This is a genomic window from Streptomyces sp. SA15, from assembly GCF_002291145.1.
Lineage (GTDB): Bacteria > Actinomycetota > Actinomycetes > Streptomycetales > Streptomycetaceae > Streptomyces.
On sequence record NZ_NTGE01000111.1, the window covers coordinates 19,777 to 36,486 of the forward strand.

The 16,710-nt window shown below is 68.9% G+C and carries 16 protein-coding genes; 6 read left to right on the plus strand and 10 right to left on the minus strand.

Going from position 1 to position 16,710, the window contains the following annotated elements; genetic code table 11:
* The first annotated feature begins 111 nt into the window (after positions 1–111).
* Positions 112–1,119 (plus strand): bifunctional lytic transglycosylase/C40 family peptidase, encoded by a 1,008-nt coding sequence (locus CLM62_RS25100; RefSeq protein WP_257004078.1) that lies wholly within the window; start codon positions 112–114, stop codon positions 1,117–1,119.
* Between the two features lie 207 nt (positions 1,120–1,326).
* Positions 1,327–2,034 carry a phosphatase PAP2 family protein gene (locus CLM62_RS25105; protein ID WP_095752165.1) on the plus strand — a complete coding sequence of 236 codons (708 nt, stop codon included), beginning with the start codon at positions 1,327–1,329 and terminating at the stop codon, positions 2,032–2,034.
* Between the two features lie 35 nt (positions 2,035–2,069).
* Here the strand turns inward: CLM62_RS25105 and CLM62_RS25110 are convergent, their stop codons facing one another.
* The gene (locus CLM62_RS25110) at positions 2,070–3,620 is read right to left on the minus strand and encodes an FAD-binding oxidoreductase (RefSeq protein WP_095752166.1); all 1,551 of its coding nucleotides are present in this window, start codon (positions 3,618–3,620) and stop codon (positions 2,070–2,072) included.
* A gap of 556 nt (positions 3,621–4,176) precedes the next feature.
* Here CLM62_RS25110 and CLM62_RS25115 point away from each other — a divergent pair.
* Both CLM62_RS25115 and CLM62_RS25120 read left to right on the plus strand, forming a co-directional pair.
* Positions 4,177–5,028 carry a hypothetical protein gene (locus CLM62_RS25115; protein WP_095752167.1) on the plus strand — a complete coding sequence of 284 codons (852 nt, stop codon included), beginning with the start codon at positions 4,177–4,179 and terminating at the stop codon, positions 5,026–5,028.
* Between the two features lie 119 nt (positions 5,029–5,147).
* The gene (locus tag CLM62_RS25120; RefSeq protein WP_095752168.1) at positions 5,148–5,327 is read left to right on the plus strand and encodes a hypothetical protein; all 180 of its coding nucleotides are present in this window, start codon (positions 5,148–5,150) and stop codon (positions 5,325–5,327) included.
* Between the two features lie 56 nt (positions 5,328–5,383).
* Here the strand turns inward: CLM62_RS25120 and CLM62_RS25125 are convergent, their stop codons facing one another.
* Positions 5,384–5,752, minus strand: coding sequence for a metal-sensitive transcriptional regulator (locus tag CLM62_RS25125; protein ID WP_095752335.1), 369 nt, complete (start codon positions 5,750–5,752; stop codon positions 5,384–5,386).
* Between the two features lie 233 nt (positions 5,753–5,985).
* On the opposite strand from CLM62_RS25125, the gene CLM62_RS25130 reads away from it, so the two are divergent.
* Positions 5,986–6,606 (plus strand): DUF47 domain-containing protein, encoded by a 621-nt coding sequence (locus CLM62_RS25130; protein WP_095752169.1) that lies wholly within the window; start codon positions 5,986–5,988, stop codon positions 6,604–6,606.
* Positions 6,607–6,613: 7 nt separating this feature from the next.
* Positions 6,614–7,612: an inorganic phosphate transporter gene (locus CLM62_RS25135; RefSeq protein WP_095752170.1), complete on the plus strand. Its 999-nt coding sequence runs from the start codon at positions 6,614–6,616 to the stop codon at positions 7,610–7,612.
* A 275-nt stretch (positions 7,613–7,887) separates the two neighbouring features.
* On the opposite strand, the gene pstB is transcribed toward CLM62_RS25135, so the two are convergent.
* From pstB to CLM62_RS25175, 8 genes are all read right to left on the minus strand, one after another.
* Positions 7,888–8,664, minus strand: a complete 777-nt coding sequence (pstB, locus tag CLM62_RS25140; RefSeq protein ID WP_095752171.1) for a phosphate ABC transporter ATP-binding protein PstB — start codon at positions 8,662–8,664, stop codon at positions 7,888–7,890.
* 46 nt (positions 8,665–8,710) lie between these two features.
* Positions 8,711–9,766, minus strand: coding sequence for a phosphate ABC transporter permease PstA (gene pstA, locus CLM62_RS25145; protein WP_095752172.1), 1,056 nt, complete (start codon positions 9,764–9,766; stop codon positions 8,711–8,713).
* A complete protein-coding gene (gene pstC / locus CLM62_RS25150; protein WP_095752173.1) occupies positions 9,763–10,770 on the minus strand; it encodes a phosphate ABC transporter permease subunit PstC in 1,008 nt (335 codons plus the stop codon). Before pstC ends, pstA begins: the two co-directional genes overlap by 4 nt.
* A 142-nt stretch (positions 10,771–10,912) precedes the next feature.
* Positions 10,913–12,037, minus strand: a complete 1,125-nt coding sequence (gene pstS / locus CLM62_RS25155) for a phosphate ABC transporter substrate-binding protein PstS (RefSeq protein ID WP_095752174.1) — start codon at positions 12,035–12,037, stop codon at positions 10,913–10,915.
* 233 nt (positions 12,038–12,270) lie between these two features.
* Positions 12,271–12,693: an NUDIX hydrolase gene (locus tag CLM62_RS25160; protein WP_095752175.1), complete on the minus strand. Its 423-nt coding sequence runs from the start codon at positions 12,691–12,693 to the stop codon at positions 12,271–12,273.
* Positions 12,694–12,718: 25 nt separating this feature from the next.
* Positions 12,719–13,966 carry a CHAD domain-containing protein gene (locus tag CLM62_RS25165; RefSeq protein ID WP_095752176.1) on the minus strand — a complete coding sequence of 416 codons (1,248 nt, stop codon included), beginning with the start codon at positions 13,964–13,966 and terminating at the stop codon, positions 12,719–12,721.
* Positions 13,947–16,313 carry an RNA degradosome polyphosphate kinase gene (locus CLM62_RS25170; RefSeq protein ID WP_179382222.1) on the minus strand — a complete coding sequence of 789 codons (2,367 nt, stop codon included), beginning with the start codon at positions 16,311–16,313 and terminating at the stop codon, positions 13,947–13,949. Before CLM62_RS25170 ends, CLM62_RS25165 begins: the two co-directional genes overlap by 20 nt.
* A 148-nt stretch (positions 16,314–16,461) precedes the next feature.
* Positions 16,462–16,683 (minus strand): hypothetical protein, encoded by a 222-nt coding sequence (locus CLM62_RS25175; RefSeq protein ID WP_095752177.1) that lies wholly within the window; start codon positions 16,681–16,683, stop codon positions 16,462–16,464.
* Positions 16,684–16,710: the final 27 nt, after the last annotated feature.

The window sequence follows — 16,710 nt, forward strand, 5'->3', positions numbered from 1 at the left end:
AGGCCACAGGGGCCGTGCCACCTCGCGTTTCTTCCTGTGCGTGATCACCCCGCAGCACAGCGGTCGCCTCTACACTGACCTGGCGACGGACTCCCGGGCGGCGAGGGGCGGTTGACGGTGCGTAAGGCATGGATCGCGGTGAGCGTTGCTGTGGGCGCCGCGCTGTCCTTCGTGATGCTGCTCGTCGTCGGGGTCTATGTCGTCGCCGGGAACCTCGCGGGCGGGGTGGGCGGAGGCACGAAGGCGCTGGCCAAGGGGGCCGTGCCCGCCGCCTATTCGCCGCTCGTGCAGAAGTGGGGCAACCTGTGCCCCGCCATCAATCCCGCGCTGCTCGCCGCCCAGCTCTACCAGGAGAGCGGGTTCAACCCGGACGCGAAGAGTCCGGCCGCGGCGCAGGGGATCGCGCAGTTCATTCCCGGGACCTGGGCCACCCACGGCATGGACGGTGACGGGGACGGCGACCGTGACGTATGGGATCCGAACGACGCGATTCCGTCGGCCGCCTCGTACGACTGCAAACTCGCCTCGTACGTGAAGGACGTTCCCGGGAATCTGACCGAAAACATGCTGGCCTCTTACAACGCGGGGGCCTACGCGGTCATCAAGTACGGAGGCGTGCCGCCGTACAAGGAGACCCAGAACTACGTGAAGACGATCACGACCCTCGAGCAGAGTTTCGCCGCTCCCGTCGGCCGCGTCGATCCCTCCAGGCAGGCGGCGGCAGCGATCACCTACGCGCAGAAGAAGCTCGGCACCCCCTACCTCTGGGGCGGGAACGGCACGGCTGATCAGGGCGGACGGTTCGACTGCTCGGGGCTGACCAAGGCCGCGTACGAGAGCGTCGGGATCACGCTGCCGCGGGTCGCCAACGACCAGTACAACGCGGGGCCGCACCCCTCCCGGGACGAACTGCTGCCCGGCGATCTGGTGTTCTTCTCGGACGACCTCAACAATTCCCGAGCCATCCGGCATGTCGGGATTTATGTGGGCGGCGGGTACATGATCGACGCTCCCTACACGGGTGCGGTGATCCGGTTCGACCCCATCGACACCCCCGACTACTTCGGCGCCACCAGGGTCACCGAAGATGGCGCGAAAGCGCTCCCCACGACGGTGTGAACCGAGCGTGAGGCAGCCCCCTGAGCTGCGATGATGAGTCTCTCTTCGATAACGTCTGCGTGATCATTCGGTGGAGTGTGGAACGTATCAACAGGAGCCGTGCGTTCCTTGTGGCGTAGCCGGAACCCGGACCTACACACCACGGGGGTGGGCAGAAACGGCGCGCGCACATGTGCGCCGGGAGAGACGACGAAGGGGCCGCGCACCATGGCTGGACTCGCACAATCCGGGTCGAACCCCGACGTCGATCTGCTGTACGACATCAACGGCCTGGCCAAGGACGCACCGCACTGGTTCGACAAGGTCGTGGAGTACGTCGGTGAGTACGGCCTGCTGCTCGCCATGGTGCTGCTCGTGCTGGGGTGCTGGTGGTCGGTGCGGCGGCGGGGCGCTGAGGACGCGGCGTCGTCCATGGCCGGGCTCGTGTGGACGCCGCTGGCGGCGGGCATCGCGGTGCTGGTGAACGTGCCGATCCGGGGCTTCGTGGAACGGCCCCGGCCCTTCCGCACCCACGAGGGGCTGGACGTCCTGGTCTCCGGCAAGACCGACTACTCCTTCGTCAGCGATCACGCGACGATCACCATGGCGATGGGCGTCGCGTTGTTCGTCGCCCATCGGAAGTTCGGGCTCGTCGGGATAGGGCTCGCGCTGCTGGAGGGCTTCTGCCGGATCTACATGGGCGTGCACTACCCGACCGACGTGGTCGGCGGGTTCGCGCTCGGTACGGCTGTCGCGCTGCTGCTGTCGCCGGTTGCCATGGCCCTGCTCACGCCGGTGACCAAGGCGGTGGAGCGGTCGCCGAGGGCGGGGTGGGTGATTCGCGCGCGATGGCGGTCGTACGACGGGCAGGACGCGGTGATTCCGGGGGCGCGGCGGGAGGCCGCGGGGGCGGAGGAGCGGGACCTGGCCGCGTAGGCCGACATGGGCCTTCAGAGGGCTTCTGGGTACCTTCAGAGGGCTTGTGGATAGGTGAAGAAGCGGTTCGGGTCGTACTGCTTCTTCAGTTTCGCGAGGCGGGTCGCCGCGTCTCCGTAGTACGCCTTGCGCCAGTCCTTCAGGGTCGGGTCCGTGTAGTTCTGGTAGGCGGCGCCCGATGCATACGGCTTCATCGCCGTGTGGGCCGAGGTCAGCCAGGACTCGGCGGTGGCGCCGTTCGTGCCGGCGCGCCAGGACGCGATGTACTGGGCCAGCATGCGGGAACGGCGGTGGACGAAGGCCGTCGCCGTGGGGGAGACGCGGTTGACGGCTCCGCCGAGCGCGGTGAGCATGATGCTGCCCGAGCCGCCGCGCACCGTCTTCACCTGCTTGAGCAGGGCCTGGATGCCCGCCGTGGAGAGCGAGCGGTCGAAGAAGTCCGAGCGTGCGGAGTACGTCTCGCGGCCCAGGGCGCCCTGCGGGGAGCGGCCTGGTGTTGAGCCCGGGAGGTGGCACTGGGCGTCCGTCTCGAAGGACGAGCAGCCCGCGTAGATCTCCATCGCCTCCTCGTAACCGCGGCGCCTGAGGGAGACACTGCTCGCCCGGGCACCGACCTTGTCGGCGAGGCGGTCGACGGCGTTCTGGAGTTCGCCGTACGTGCCGATGGAGAACGCGGCGACGGAGACGGTGGTGGTGCCGGCGGAGCTGCCGGCGAGGTGGAGTGAGGACCAGATCTCGTCCGGCTGGGTCGGGCCCCACTCCTGCCAGGCCTTGACGACGGCCGCCGCCTTCGACCACGGCCAGGACAGGTACGCCGTCACTGCCTGCGGGGCCGGGTGGGTCTTGAAGTGCAGTTCCGTCACGACGCCGAAGTTGCCGTTGCCCGCGCCGCGTAGGGCCCAGAAGAGGTCCTTGTGGTCGGTGGCGTTGGTGGTGAGTTGCTTGCCGTCCGCCGTGATCAGGGTGGCCTGCGTGAGGCTGTCGCAGGTCAGGCCGTAGGCCCGGGATGCGACGCCGTGGCCGCCGCCGAGGGTGAGGCCACTGACGCCGACGGTCGGGCAGGAGCCGGCGGGGATGGTGACGCCCTTCGCGGCGAGGGCGCGGTAGACGTCGATCAGCTTGGCGCCGGCGCCGATGACGGCGGTGTTGCCGGTGGCTCGGACGCGGTTGAGTTTGGAGACGTCGATGATGAGGCGGCCGTTGCCGGAGGAGTAGCCGGCGTAGGAGTGGCCGCCGTTGCGGATCGCTACCCGGAGAGTGTGGGCGCGGGCGTAGGAGAGGGCTGTGCGGATGTCGTCGGGGTGGGCGACGTAGGCGACTGCGGTGGGTTTGAGGGAGTCGAAGCGGGTGTTGTAGAGCTGGCGGGCTGTGGGCCAGGTGGGGTCGCCGGGGCGGATCAGGGGGCCGTCCAGATCGCGGGCGAGGGCGGACCAGTTGGCGGGGGTGGTGGTGCTGGTGGTGGTGAGGCGGGGGCTGGACTTTGTCGGCGTGCGAGTGGCTGAGCCGCCGGAATCGTTTGCCTTGCAGGCGGTTGCCGCTGTTGCGAGGGCGGTGGCGGTGCCGCCGATGAATGTGCGCCGTTCCATGTGCGTGCCTTCCGTCGCCTCGTCGGCTTCCGTGGAACGAGACGGGGGGGATGGGGGTGGGGGTTCCATGGTGCGCGGGGTTGGGGGCCGGGGGGGTGGGTTCAGGCACCCGCGTTTCCGGTGCCCCGGCGTGGGGGCTGGGCGGGGGTGGGTGCGCAGCCCGGCGCTACGGGGTGCCGCCTGCGCCCACCCGTGCCGCCCCAGCGGCACGACTGCCCGCAGGCTAGGCGGGTCGACGCGCCCGCAGCTGACCCGAATGAGCGTCAGTTGGGCATGTGGTTTTGCGCGTCCGTTCGGGCCTGGCTTCTTGCTCTGCGGGCCGGGCCGCGCCAGCCGCAGGTGCAGTGGGCTGTGCAGAAGCGGCCTTTGTCGATCGTCGTTGTGCGGTGGGTCGGTTGGTCGGAGGGTGGGGGGACTCTGTCCTGCTGCGCCACGCAGACAACGTTACCCGGGGCAAGTAAGGGACTTGTATGTGCGTGACGGGGTCATCCAGCCGTCGTTAAGCGGAACGACGTGGGGCCCGATGACGGACGTACCGGCTGGGGGTTGGCAGGCGATGGCGGAGCGGCAGGAGAGGCGGTCGGGAGGGGCGGGCGCGGCTGTCGTCGCGGGTGTCGTGGCCAGCGTGTGCCTTGGAGTTGGGGGGTGTACCGGATCGAGTGGGGCTGCCGTCGGTGAGGACGGGCGGGGCGGCGATCCCGTCGAGACCTTGCGTCGGGCCGCCGACACCCTGGTGGACGCGGGGAGTTCGAAGGCACGTACGTCGATGGAGATGGCCACCGGCGGGACCCGGGTGACCATTCGCGGCGAGGGTGTGTACGACTTCGGTGAGCGGCTCGGGCGGTTGAAGGTGCTGTTGCCGCAGGATCCGGCGGGAAGTAGTGAGCGGCGGTCCATTACCGAACTTCTCGCGCCCGGTGCTCTGTTCATGAAGAACCGGGGAGCCGGAGTGCCCGCCGACAAGTGGGTGCGGGTCGATACGGCCACGCTCTCGGACGGGAATCTGGTGACCGGCGGGGTCACCGATCCGTTCGCCGCCGCCGAGGTGCTGCGCGGGACGCGGACGGCGACGTATGTCGGGAAGACCGAGGTCGCGGGGAGCGAGGTGCGGCACTACCGCGGGATCGCGGACCTCGGGGCGGCGGCCAGGGGCGCGTCCGTCGAGAACAAGGGGCCGCTCGCGGCGGCGGCGAAAGGGTTCGCCACGGCCGAGGTGCCGTTCGACGTCTACCTCGATGACGAGGGCCGTATCCGCAAGGTCCGGCACCGGTTCAGCTTCGCCAACGGGCAGCAGAAGGGCACCGTCGCGGTCGCCTCGACGACGCTGCTGTACGACTTCGGGGCCCCGGCGGACGTACGGCTGCCGGAGGCCAGGGACATCTACGCCGGGAAGATCGCCGAGGAGTGAACCCGTGACGCGCGGGTACGCGCGCCCGTGACGAGCGTCAAGAACTAGCCCGTCCGTGCCATGCGCGGTGTGTAGGGCGCTCCCTACTCTAGGAAGTCGGTGACGGCAGAGAAGAGGTGATGCGCGTGGCTCCGGTCGGCGGTACGGCAGTTCAGGACCACGTGGCCCTCGCCGAGATCGAACTGTGCGGAGAGCTGATCATCGCGGCCTCGGCCGCCGGCGAGGACCGGCTCAGCCTGGAGAGCATCGACGAGGTGTTGAGGGTGGCCGAAGAACGTGCGGCCGCCTCCGGTGAGTAAGGCACGTCCGAACGAACCGCAAACGAACCGGAGGCGCACCGTCGTCGGCGTGGGCGTCACGTCCGCAGCAGCCGGCCGATCGCCTTCGTCGCCTCCTCCACCTTCGCGTCGATCTCGGCGCCGCCCTTGAGGGCCGCGTCGGCGACGCAGTGGCGCAAATGCTCCTCCAGCAGTTGCAGGGCGAAGGACTGCAGGGCCTTGGTGGAGGCGGAGACCTGCGTGAGTATGTCGATGCAGTAGACGTCCTCGTCGACCATCCGCTGCAGGCCACGGATCTGGCCCTCGATGCGGCGCAGGCGCTTGAGGTGTTCGTCCTTCTGTTTGTGGTACCCGTGCACACCGCGGTCGTGGTCGGTCACGACCTCCGGCTGTACGGCGGCCTCGGTGGCGGAGGGCGTCCCCGCGTCGGCCTCGGTGGTCGTCATGGCGTCCTCCACGTCCTCCAGAGATATACCCCTACTGGGTATATCGTACCGAACTTTCCCGGGTATAGGGCCTGTGGCCGATGTGGCGAACAGAGGCTGGACTGGACCACTGGGCGGCCCCCCTGCCGACCACTCTGCCCGATGGGCGACACTGGGGGACGGCCCATTAGCCGTGGCCGGATGATGCGCCTAGCATCAGCCTGACCGAAACCGAAGCATCTCGAGGACCCCACGTGCGCTTTCGTCTGACCCCCAGGGAGACGAGCTTCTACGACATGTTCGCCGCATCCGCGGACAACATCGTCACGGGCTCGAAACTCCTCATGGAATTGCTCGGGGCGGACACCGCCGACCGGGCCGAGATCGCAGAGCGTATGCGGGCAGCCGAACACGCAGGTGACGACGCCACGCACGCGATCTTCCACCAGTTGAACTCCTCGTTCATCACGCCGTTCGACCGCGAGGACATCTACTCCCTCGCATCGTCCCTCGACGACATCATGGACTTCATGGAGGAGGCCGTCGACCTGGTCGTCCTCTATAACGTCGAGGAACTGCCCAAGGGCGTCGAGCAGCAGATCGAGGTGCTGGCGCGCGCGGCCGAACTGACGGCCGAAGCCATGCCGAATCTGCGCACGATGGACAACCTCACCGAGTACTGGATCGAGGTCAACCGGCTGGAGAACCAGGCCGACCAGATCCACAGAAAGCTGCTCGCGCACCTCTTCAACGGCAAGTACGACGCCATCGAAGTGCTCAAGCTGAAGCAGATCGTGGATGTGCTGGAGGAAGCGGCCGACGCGTTCGAGCACGTGGCGAACACGGTGGAGACCATCGCCGTCAAGGAGTCCTGACCCCTCCATGGACACCTTCGCTCTGGTCGTGACCATCGCGGTCGCGCTCTTCTTCACGTACACCAACGGTTTCCACGACTCGGCGAACGCGATCGCGACGTCGGTGTCGACGCGGGCGCTGACGCCGAAGGCGGCCTTGGCGATGGCCGCGGTGATGAACCTCGCCGGCGCGTTTCTCGGCTCCGGGGTCGCCAAGACCGTCAGCGAGGGGCTGATCCAGACGCCCGAGGGTTCGAAGGGGATGGGCATCCTCTTCGCGGCGCTCGTGGGCGCGATCACGTGGAACCTCGTCACCTGGTACTACGGTCTGCCCTCGTCCTCCTCGCACGCGTTGTTCGGCGGCATGGTGGGGGCGGCGCTCGCCGGTGGTACGACGGTGTACTGGGACGGTGTGCTGGAGAAGATCGTCATCCCGATGTTCGTCTCGCCGGTGGTGGGTCTGCTGGCCGGATACCTGGTGATGACGGCGATCATGTGGATATTCCGCCGGGCGAACCCGAGCAAGGCCAAGCGGGGCTTTCGTATAGCGCAGACCGTCTCGGCGGCGGGGATGGCTCTCGGGCACGGTCTTCAGGACGCGCAGAAGACGATGGGCATCGTGGTGATGGCGCTGGTCATCGCCGATGTGGAGGACTACGGCGATCCGATTCCGGTGTGGGTCAAGATCGTGTGTGCGGTGATGTTGTCGCTGGGGACGTATGCGGGGGGCTGGCGGATCATGCGGACCCTTGGGCGGAAGATCATCGAGCTTGACCCGCCGCAGGGGTTCGCCGCGGAGACCACGGGGGCGTCGATCATGTTCGCCACGGCGTTTCTTTTCAAGGCGCCGATCTCCACGACCCATGTGATCACGTCCGCGATCATGGGGGTGGGGGCGACGAAGCGCGTGAACGCGGTGCGCTGGGGGGTCGCCAAGAACATCATCCTGGGGTGGTTCATCACGATGCCGGCGGCGGCGTTCGTCGCGGCGTGCGCGTTCGGGATTGTGAATCTGGCGTTTCTGTAGGGCGCGGGTCAGCAGGTGCCGCCTGCCTTCCGGTTGCCCGGCGTCGAAGCGGGCCTCGCTCGGGGCTCCGCCCCCGGACCTCCGGGCCTATGCCCACCCCACCACCGGACTCGGTTGGCCAAGAGGTGACCGTAGAAGCGGGTCCGCCCGACTCGGTCTGCCAAGTGTGACCGTAGAAGCACATGCGGCGGGCCCGCCCCCGGGAGCCGGGGGCGGGCCCTTGGAGCCTCGCGGTGGCACCGCCATGCAGCACCGCGAGGGGTCTTGGTGGCGGTTCAGCCGAAGCGGCCGGAGATGTAGTCCTCCGTCGCCTGGACCGACGGGTTGGAGAAGATGCGCTCCGTCTCGTCGATCTCGATCAGCTTGCCGGGCTGGCCGACCGCCGACAGGTTGAAGAACGCCGTACGGTCGGAGACCCGCGCCGCCTGCTGCATGTTGTGCGTCACGATGACGATCGTGAACCGTTCCTTCAGCTCGCCGATCAGGTCCTCGATGGCGAGCGTCGAGATCGGGTCCAGGGCCGAGCACGGCTCGTCCATCAGCAGGACGTTCGGCTCCACCGCGATCGCGCGAGCGATGCACAGGCGCTGCTGCTGGCCACCCGAGAGACCCGAGCCGGGCTTGTTCAGGCGGTCCTTCACCTCGTTCCAGAGGTTCGCGCCCTTGAGCGACTTCTCGACGACGTCGCTCAGCTCGCTCTTCTTGTAGTTGCCGTTCAGCCGCAGCCCCGCCGCCACGTTGTCGAAGATCGACATCGTGGGGAACGGGTTCGGGCGCTGGAACACCATGCCGACCTCGCGGCGCACGGACACCGGGTCGATGCCGGCGCCGTACAGGTCTTCGTCGTCGAGCAGTACCTTGCCCTCGACCCGGCCGCCCGACGTCACCTCGTGCATACGGTTCAGCGTGCGCAGGAACGTCGACTTGCCGCAGCCGGAGGGGCCGATGAAGGCCGTCACCGAGCGCGGCTCGACCGTCATCGAGATGTCTTCGATCGCCTTGTGGGATCCGTAGTAGGCGGTGAGCCCGCTTACGTCGATTCGCTTGGCCATGTCTACGTCACTTCCAGAATTCTTGATCGGTCGCTGTATGGCCGCGTCAGCGACCGGTCTTCGGGGCCTTCCAGCGGGCAATCCCGCGAGCCGCCAGGTTGAGGATCATCACGAAGGCGATCAGCGTCAGCGACGCCGCCCACGCACGGTCGTACGCCGGACCCGCACCAGCGCCGTACTGCTGATAGATGTACAGCGGCAGCGACTGCTGTGCACCCTCGAACGGGTTGCTGTTGATGAGCGAGTTCCCCCACACCAGCAGCAGCACCGGCGCGGTCTCGCCCGCGATACGGGCGACCGCCAGCATGATGCCGGTGGTGATGCCGCCGATCGAGGTCGGCAGGACCACCTTCAGGATGGTGCGCCACTTCGGGACACCGAGCGCCAGAGAGGCCTCGCGCAGCTCGTTCGGTACGAGCTTGAGCATCTCCTCCGTGGAGCGGACCACGACCGGCATCATCAGGATGGCGAGAGCCAGCGAGCCGGCGAAGCCGAAGGGCTGCATGTCGAACATCAGCATCAGGCTGAGGATGAACAGACCGGCGACGATCGACGGGATGCCGGTCATCACGTCGACGAAGAAGGTGACGGCCCGGGCGAGGTTGCCCCGCCCGTACTCGACCAGGTAGATCGCGGTGAGCACACCGATCGGCGCGGCCATCACCGTGGCGAGGCCGACCTGCTCCAGGCTGCCGAGGATGGCGTGGTAGATGCCGCCGCCCGGCTCGGAGTCGGCGGTCAGGCCCATCGAGTGGGTCAGGAAGTAGACGTCGAGGACCTTCACACCGCGGGAGACGGTCGACCAGACCAGGGACACCAGCGGGATCACGGCCAGCAGGAAGGCGACCCAGACCAGCGAGGTCGCGAGCCGGTCCTTGGCCTGGCGGGGGCCCTCGACGCGGGAGCCGATGACGTACGTACCGAGGACGAACAGGATCGCGGCGATCAGGCCCCACTGGATCTTGCTGTCCAGGCCGGCGGCCAGGCCGATGCCGACCGCGACGGCGACGGAGCCGGCGGCGATCGCGTACGGCGACCACTTGGGCAGGCGCGCACCGCGCAGGGTGCTGGGGCGCTTGTCGGTGATGGCGGCGTTGCTCATGCGTTGGCCCCCGAGTACTCCTTGCGGCGGGCGATGATCGCGCGGGCCGCGCCGTTGACCAGCAGGGTGATGACGAACAGGACCAGACCGGAGGCGATGAGCGCGTCGCGGCCCATCTCGGTGGCCTCACCGAACTTGCTGGCGATGTTCTGGGCGAAGGTGCCGCCGCCCGGGTCGAGCAGGCTGGTCTGGATGTCGAAGGTCGGGGAGAGCACGGTCGCGACGGCCATGGTCTCGCCGAGGGCGCGGCCGAGGCCGAGCATCGAGGCGGAGATCACGCCGGAGCGGCCGAAGGGGAACACCGCCATGCGGATCACTTCCCAGCGGGTGGCGCCCAGCGCCAGGGCCGCCTCCTCCTGCATCTGCGGGACCTGCCGGAAGACCTCGCGGCTCACGTTGGTGATGATCGGCAGGATCATGATCGCGAGCAGGATGCCGACGGTGAGCATCGAGCGGGGGGCGCCGCCCTGCCAGGAGAAGATGCCGGTCCAGCCGAGGTACTTGTCCAGCCAGCCGAACAGGCCGTTCATGTTCGGTACGAGGACCAGCGCGCCCCACAGGCCGTAGACGATGGACGGCACGGCGGCGAGCAGGTCGATCACGTACGAGATGGGGCTGCTCAGCCGGCGCGGGGCGTAGTGGGTGAGGAACAGGGCGATGGCGACGGCGATCGGGACCGCGATGACCATGGCGATGATCGAGGAGACCACCGTGCCGAAGGCCAGGACCGCGATGCCGAACTTCGGCGGGACAAGGCCCGTGTTCCATTCGAAGGCGGTGAAGAAGTTGGCGTCGTCCTTGCTGATCGCGAGGGAGGCGCGGTAGGTGAGGAAGACCGCAATCGCGGCCATGATCACCAGCAGCAGAATGCCCGACCCACGGGAGAGACCGAGGAAGATCCGGTCACCGGGTCGGGTGGCACCCCGGGCCGCGCGCTTCTGCTCGGCCACGGACGGCTGGGGGGTGGGGGGAGGGGCTTCTGTGTTCTTCGTCGTTATATCCATCGGGTTCTCCGGTCTGCGGAGCCGCACGTGAGAGATGCGGCCCCGGTGGAGCCGTACGCGGTCTGCGGCGGCTCCTGGCGGCGGTGCACCGGACGGTGCGGCCCGGTCCGGGGTCGAAGCCCTGGACCGGACCGCACTCAGGTCAGCTCAGGCTCTCGATGGTGGTGCGGACCTTGGCGATGATGTCGTCAGGCATCGGCGCGTAGTCGTTCTCGGCGAGGATCTGCTGACCCTGCTCGGAGGCCATGTAGCGCAGGAGCGCCTTGGTGGCGGGCAGGGTGTCGGCCTTGTTGCCCTTGTCGCAGACGATCTCGTACGTGACCAGGACCATCGGGTAGGCGCCCGCGGCCTTGGTCGCGTAGTTCAGCTCCAGGGCGAGGTCCTTGCCGGTGCCGACGACCTTGGCGTCGGCGATGGCCTTGGTGGCGTTGTCGACGGTGGCCTCGACCGGGGTGCCGGCGCCGGTGTCGAGGGAGACCGTCTTGATGCCTTCCTTGGCGTACGACAGCTCGAAGTAGCCGATGGCGCCGTTGGTCTGCTTCACCTGCGCGGCGACACCGGAGGACTGCGGAGCGGACTGGCCGCCCTTGGCCTGCCAGGCCTTGCCGCCCTCGTACGGGAAGTCGCTCTTGGCGGTGGCGATCAGGTACTTGGTGAAGTTGTCCGTGGTGCCGGACTCGTCCGAGCGGTGGAACGCCTGGATCTTGAGGTTGGGCAGTTCGACGCCCGGGTTCAGCGCCTTGATCGCCGGGTCGTTCCAGTTCTTGATCTTGTCGTTGAAGATCTTGGCGAGGGTCGGGGCGTCCAGGGTGAGCTTGTCGACGCCGGAGACGTTGAAGCCGACCGCGATCGGGCCGCCGACCATCGGGAGGTCGATGCCCTGGCCGCCGGAGCAGACCTGCTTGGAGGCCTCGACCTCTTCGGGCTTCAGCGCGGAGTCGGAGCCGGCGAAGGCCACCTGGCCCTGGGTGAACGCGGTGATGCCGGCGCCGGAGCCGCCGCCCTTGTAGTTGACCTGTACACCACAGGCCTGCGTGAACTGCTTGACCCAGGCGTCGATCGCGTTCTTCTGCGCCGAGGAGCCGTCGGCGAGCAGCTGGCCCTTGGCGTCGTCACACTTGATGTCGCCGGCCTGAGCGGTCGGGGCCGCGCTGTTGTCGCCGCCGTTGCTGGTGTCGTCCGAGCCGCACGCCGTGAGGGCCAGGGCGCCGGAGACGGCGAGAGCACCGAGGGTGAGGGCCCGCCGGTTCATGCGCTGAAGCTTCACTTGAGGGAGTTCCTTCCAGGAGCCGCCGTCCTGAATTCGGCGGCGTGCGAAGTCTGCGAAGTCTTGGCGATGCGGACCCGTACGTCGATCCACGGTCCGCACCGTGTAAGGCCGAAATTAGGCAGATCAGGTGAAGTGGCTTATGGCCATAAGTGAACGGGGGGTGAACCCCTGCGGTCGGTGCGGTTAGGTCACGGAACGCTTACGTCGAGGACACGGGGCGATTCCGCCGACTATGTCAGGTGCAAGGCCAGCAGGAGGGCGTCAACCAGGGTGCGATCCCTCGGTTGGGTGAGACGGCCCCGAGCGGCCGACGGGGACAGCCAGAGGATGCGGTCCACCTCGTGGTTCGGGGCGAACGTGCCCGAGACGGCCTCGGCGGCCCAGTAGCGGACCTGCTTGGGGCGGCCGTGGGCGAGGTAGTTCGTCCCGGGCAACCGGGCACCGGGTACGGCCCGGTAGCCCGTTTCCTCCTCCACCTCGCGCAGCGCGCCGGCGAGGGGGTCCTCGTCGTGCTTGAGTTTGCCTTTTGGCCAAGACCAGTCGTCGTATTTCGGTCTGTGGACGAGACAAACCTCCAGTTCGCCGTCCACCGGGGAGCGGCGCCACAGGACGCACCCGGCCGCTTGGACGGGGGACTCCTTCGCATGGGCCACCGCTGGTTCACCGCCTCCTTCAGGGTTACGGGGTACCGACCGTCTGCTTCTGCCAGCACTGCTGGAACGTGAAACGCGCCGCCTCCACCTCGTGCCGCTGGTCGGCGTGGAGCACGCCGAGCGCGTACGCCGTCGCCGGGGCGATGCGGGGCGTACGGGCGGCCTGGGCCGCGGCCGCCGCCGCCTCCGAGGCGTCCCGGTGCCGGTCGAGGGCCTGACCCGCTGTCAGCAGCCGTACGTCGACCGGTGCTCGGTCGCCGTCCAGGACCTCGCGGGCGTAGCGGTGCAGGCGCAGCAGGAGGCGGACCTGGTGCCAGGGGGCGTCCTGCGGGTGCGGGGCCGGATCCGGGGACAGGCCGTGGACCAGGGCCGCCGCGTTGTACGGGCTGCCGGCGGTGACGAGGGGGAGCGCGGCGATCGCGTCCGTGAGACGTTCCTCGGCGGCGGCCGCGAGGGGGTGCAGGTCGGTGGTGGGTGCGGTGGGGGTGAGGGGGACCTCGCTGGCCAGTAAGGCGATGTTGTCGGCGACCGCGTGGAAGCGGGAGGAGCCCAGGGCTTGGAGGGCGGTGCTGTGGGCTCGGGTTCGGGCGAGGGTGAGTTGGCGTTCGAGCAATGCGCCTGCTTTTGCCGCGCCCACTGTCAGGTTGCCGCGGTCCGGGGTGGGCGCCGGGTGGGTCGCGGGACCGGCGTTGCCGGGTTCCTCCCCCAGTGCCTTGTGGGCCTGGGAGGTGCCCCCGGTGCCGACCCGTTCCGCCCCGGCGGAACGACTGCCCACAGCTCCGCCGGTACGGCTGCCCGCAGCTCCGCCGGTACGACTGCCTCCGGTTCCGCCGGCTGAAGCGCCGCCCACAGCGGGGGCGACGGCGGCAGCGCCCACCGGCTGGGCCGGGAAGACCGCCCCGGACAGCCTGTGCAGCGCCAGCAGCAAGCGCTCCAAGCGGGCCGCGTACGCGTGTTCCATCGCCAACGTGCCCGACAGCCACGCCAGTTCGGGCCGCATCGACTCCGACCAGTCGGGGTCGAGCAGGGGGCGGAAGGTGTGCAGGCTGCCGCTGATGCGGCGGACCGCGCGACGCAGGGCGCGGGCCGCGTCGACGGCCTCCTCCGAGCCGTGGGATCCGTTGGATCCGTTCGCCGTGGACCCGCCCGTCTCCCGGTGCAGCCGCAGGGCACGGAGGAACTCCGTGGCCTGCGCCCGCAGGTAGTCCGCGAGGGCGTCCCCCGTCACCGGTCCCGCCGTGGGATCCGTCGGGTCAAGGTGTCGCTGTGCCACGCCGGCGCCTCCGGGCGTCTATGAGCATCTCCTGGACGTTGCGCAGAGGCTGGCCGTCCGGGTCGGTCGCGTGTCGGGTCCACTCGCCGTCCGGGCCGAGGTGCCAGGAGGCGGTGTTGTCGGACATGCCGGTCTCGAGGAGCCGGTTGAGGGCTGCTCGGTGGGCCGGGTCGGTGACCCGGACCAGCGCCTCTATCCGGCGGTCGAGGTTGCGGTGCATCATGTCGGCGCTGCCGATCCACACTTCGGGCTCGCCGCCGTTGCCGAAGGCGAAGACGCGGGAGTGTTCGAGGAAGCGGCCGAGGATCGAGCGGACCCGGATGTTCTCGGACAGGCCCGCGACACCGGGACGCACCGCGCAGATGCCGCGCACCCACACGTCGCACGGCACGCCGGCCTGGGCCGCGCGGTAGAGGGCGTCGATGATCGCCTCGTCCACCATCGAGTTGACCTTGACGCGGATGAAGGCCGGACGGCCCGCACGGTGGTGCTGGACCTCCTTGTTGATCCGCGAGATCAGGCCGTCCCTCAGGGACTTGGGGGCCACCAGCAGACGGCGGTAGGTCTCGCGGCGCGAGTAGCCCGACAGACGGTTGAACAGGTCGGACAGGTCCGCGCCGACCTGCGGGTCTGCCGTCAGCAGGCCGAGGTCCTCGTAGAGGCGGGCCGTCTTCGGGTGGTAGTTGCCGGTGCCGACGTGGCTGTACCGCCGTAGGGTGTCGCCTTCTTGGCGGACGACGAGCGACAGCTTGCAGTGGGTCTTCAGACCGACGAGGCCGTACACGACGTGGCAGCCGGCCTCCTCCAGCCGCTTCGCCCACTTGATGTTGGCGTGCTCGTCGAAACGGGCCTTGATCTCGACCAGGACGAGGACCTGCTTGCCGGCCTCGGCGGCGTCGATGAGCGCGTTGACTATGGGGGAGTCGCCGGAGGTGCGGTACAGGGTCTGCTTGATGGCGAGGACGTCGTCGTCCTCGGCCGCCTGCTCCAGGAACGCCTGCACGGACGTCGAGAACGAGTCGTACGGGTGGTGCAGCAGCACGTCCCGGGTGCGCAGGGCCGCGAAGATGTCGGGCGCGGACGCCGACTCGACCTCGGCGAGGTCGCGGTGGACGCCGGCGACGAACTTACGGTACTTGAGCTCCGGCCGGTCGAGACCGGCGATGCGGAAGAGGCCGGTGAGGTCGAGGGGACCCGGCAGCGGGTACACCTCGGCCTCGCTGATCTTCAGCTCGCGCACCAGCAGGTCGAGGACCTCGCGGTCGATGGACTCCTCGACCTCCAGGCGCACCGGCGGCCCGAAGCGGCGCCGCATGAGTTCCTTCTCCAGGGCCTGGAGGAGGTTCTCGGCGTCGTCCTCCTCGACCTCCAGGTCCTCGTTGCGGGTGACCCGGAAGGTGTGGTGCTCCAGGACCTCCATGCCCGGGAAGAGCTCTTCCAGGTGGGCGGCGATGACGTCCTCGAGGGGCACGAACTGGCCCGGGGAGGCCTCCAGGAAGCGGGACAGCAGCGGCGGCACCTTGACCCGGGCGAAATGGCGGTTGCCGCTGACCGGGTTGCGCACGATCACGGCCAGGTTCAGGGACAGGCCGGAGATGTACGGGAACGGATGCGCGGGGTCGACGGCCAGCGGCGTCAGCACCGGGAAGATCTGGTGCCGGAACAGCGTGAAGAGGCGGGCCTGCTCCTTCTCCGTCAGCTCGTTCCAGCGGACCAGGTGAATGCCCTCTTCGGCCAGGGCCGGGGCGACGTCCTCGTGGTAGCAGGCGGCGTGCCGGGCCATCAGCTCGCGGGAGCGGGCCCAGATCATCTCCAGCACCTCGCGGGGCTGGAGACCGGAGGCGGAACGCGTCGCGACACCGGTGGCGATACGGCGCTTCAGACCGGCCACGCGGACCATGAAGAACTCGTCCAGGTTGCTGGCGAAGATCGCGAGGAAGTTCGCGCGCTCCAGCAGGGGCGTGTTCGGGTCCTCGGCGAGTTCGAGGACGCGCTCGTTGAACGCGAGCCAGCTGCGTTCCCGGTCGAGGAATCGGCCCTGCGGCAGCTGGACGCCGTCGACCTGCGTCTCTTCGTACGCGTCGAGATCGGCGTCGATGTCGGGTTCCAGGTCGGAGACCGACCCGGCCACGGTGCGTGAGCGGTGCGCGGCTATGGACCCCACGGACGGCTGGACGTGCTGGATCGTTGCCTGGGTGTCTTGCTGGCTCATGAACCCATTCTTCCGCGCCTGCAGCGAAACGGGCGCGTCGGACTTCGCGGGCGGGAGCGCGGCGGCGACGCGGGCGTCCCCGTTCCCCGCGGTTCCCTCGGGCGGCGGCGAAGGCTCTGGCACGACGGGCTTCATTCGCTGAGCGTCGCAAGTCCGTCTGAACCAATGGTTACGGCGACATGGCGTGTGGGATATCGGGGGGCGGCTCCCAGGGGTCCACGTGGGCCGACCGCTGCCGCAACGGTACGTCCCTCACCCCTGGATGGACATATGGGGGTCGGGCTCATTGGGTCCAGGCGAGCCGTGCGGTGCCGCACCTGTCGGGGCAGAAGCCCTCGACGCGGTGGCAGCCGGTCAGGGTCGCGCGCACGGAGTCGGCGGTGGCGAGGTTCAGCCACACCAGGCAGCCGATGGCGGCCGGCACGAAGGCCACCCACACGATCCCGGCCGTGCGGTGCAGGCGCAGCACCGTCCGGGGCAGGCCTCGTACAGCGGGAGCTTTCATACGGCGGTCTCATGGCCGACGGCGGGC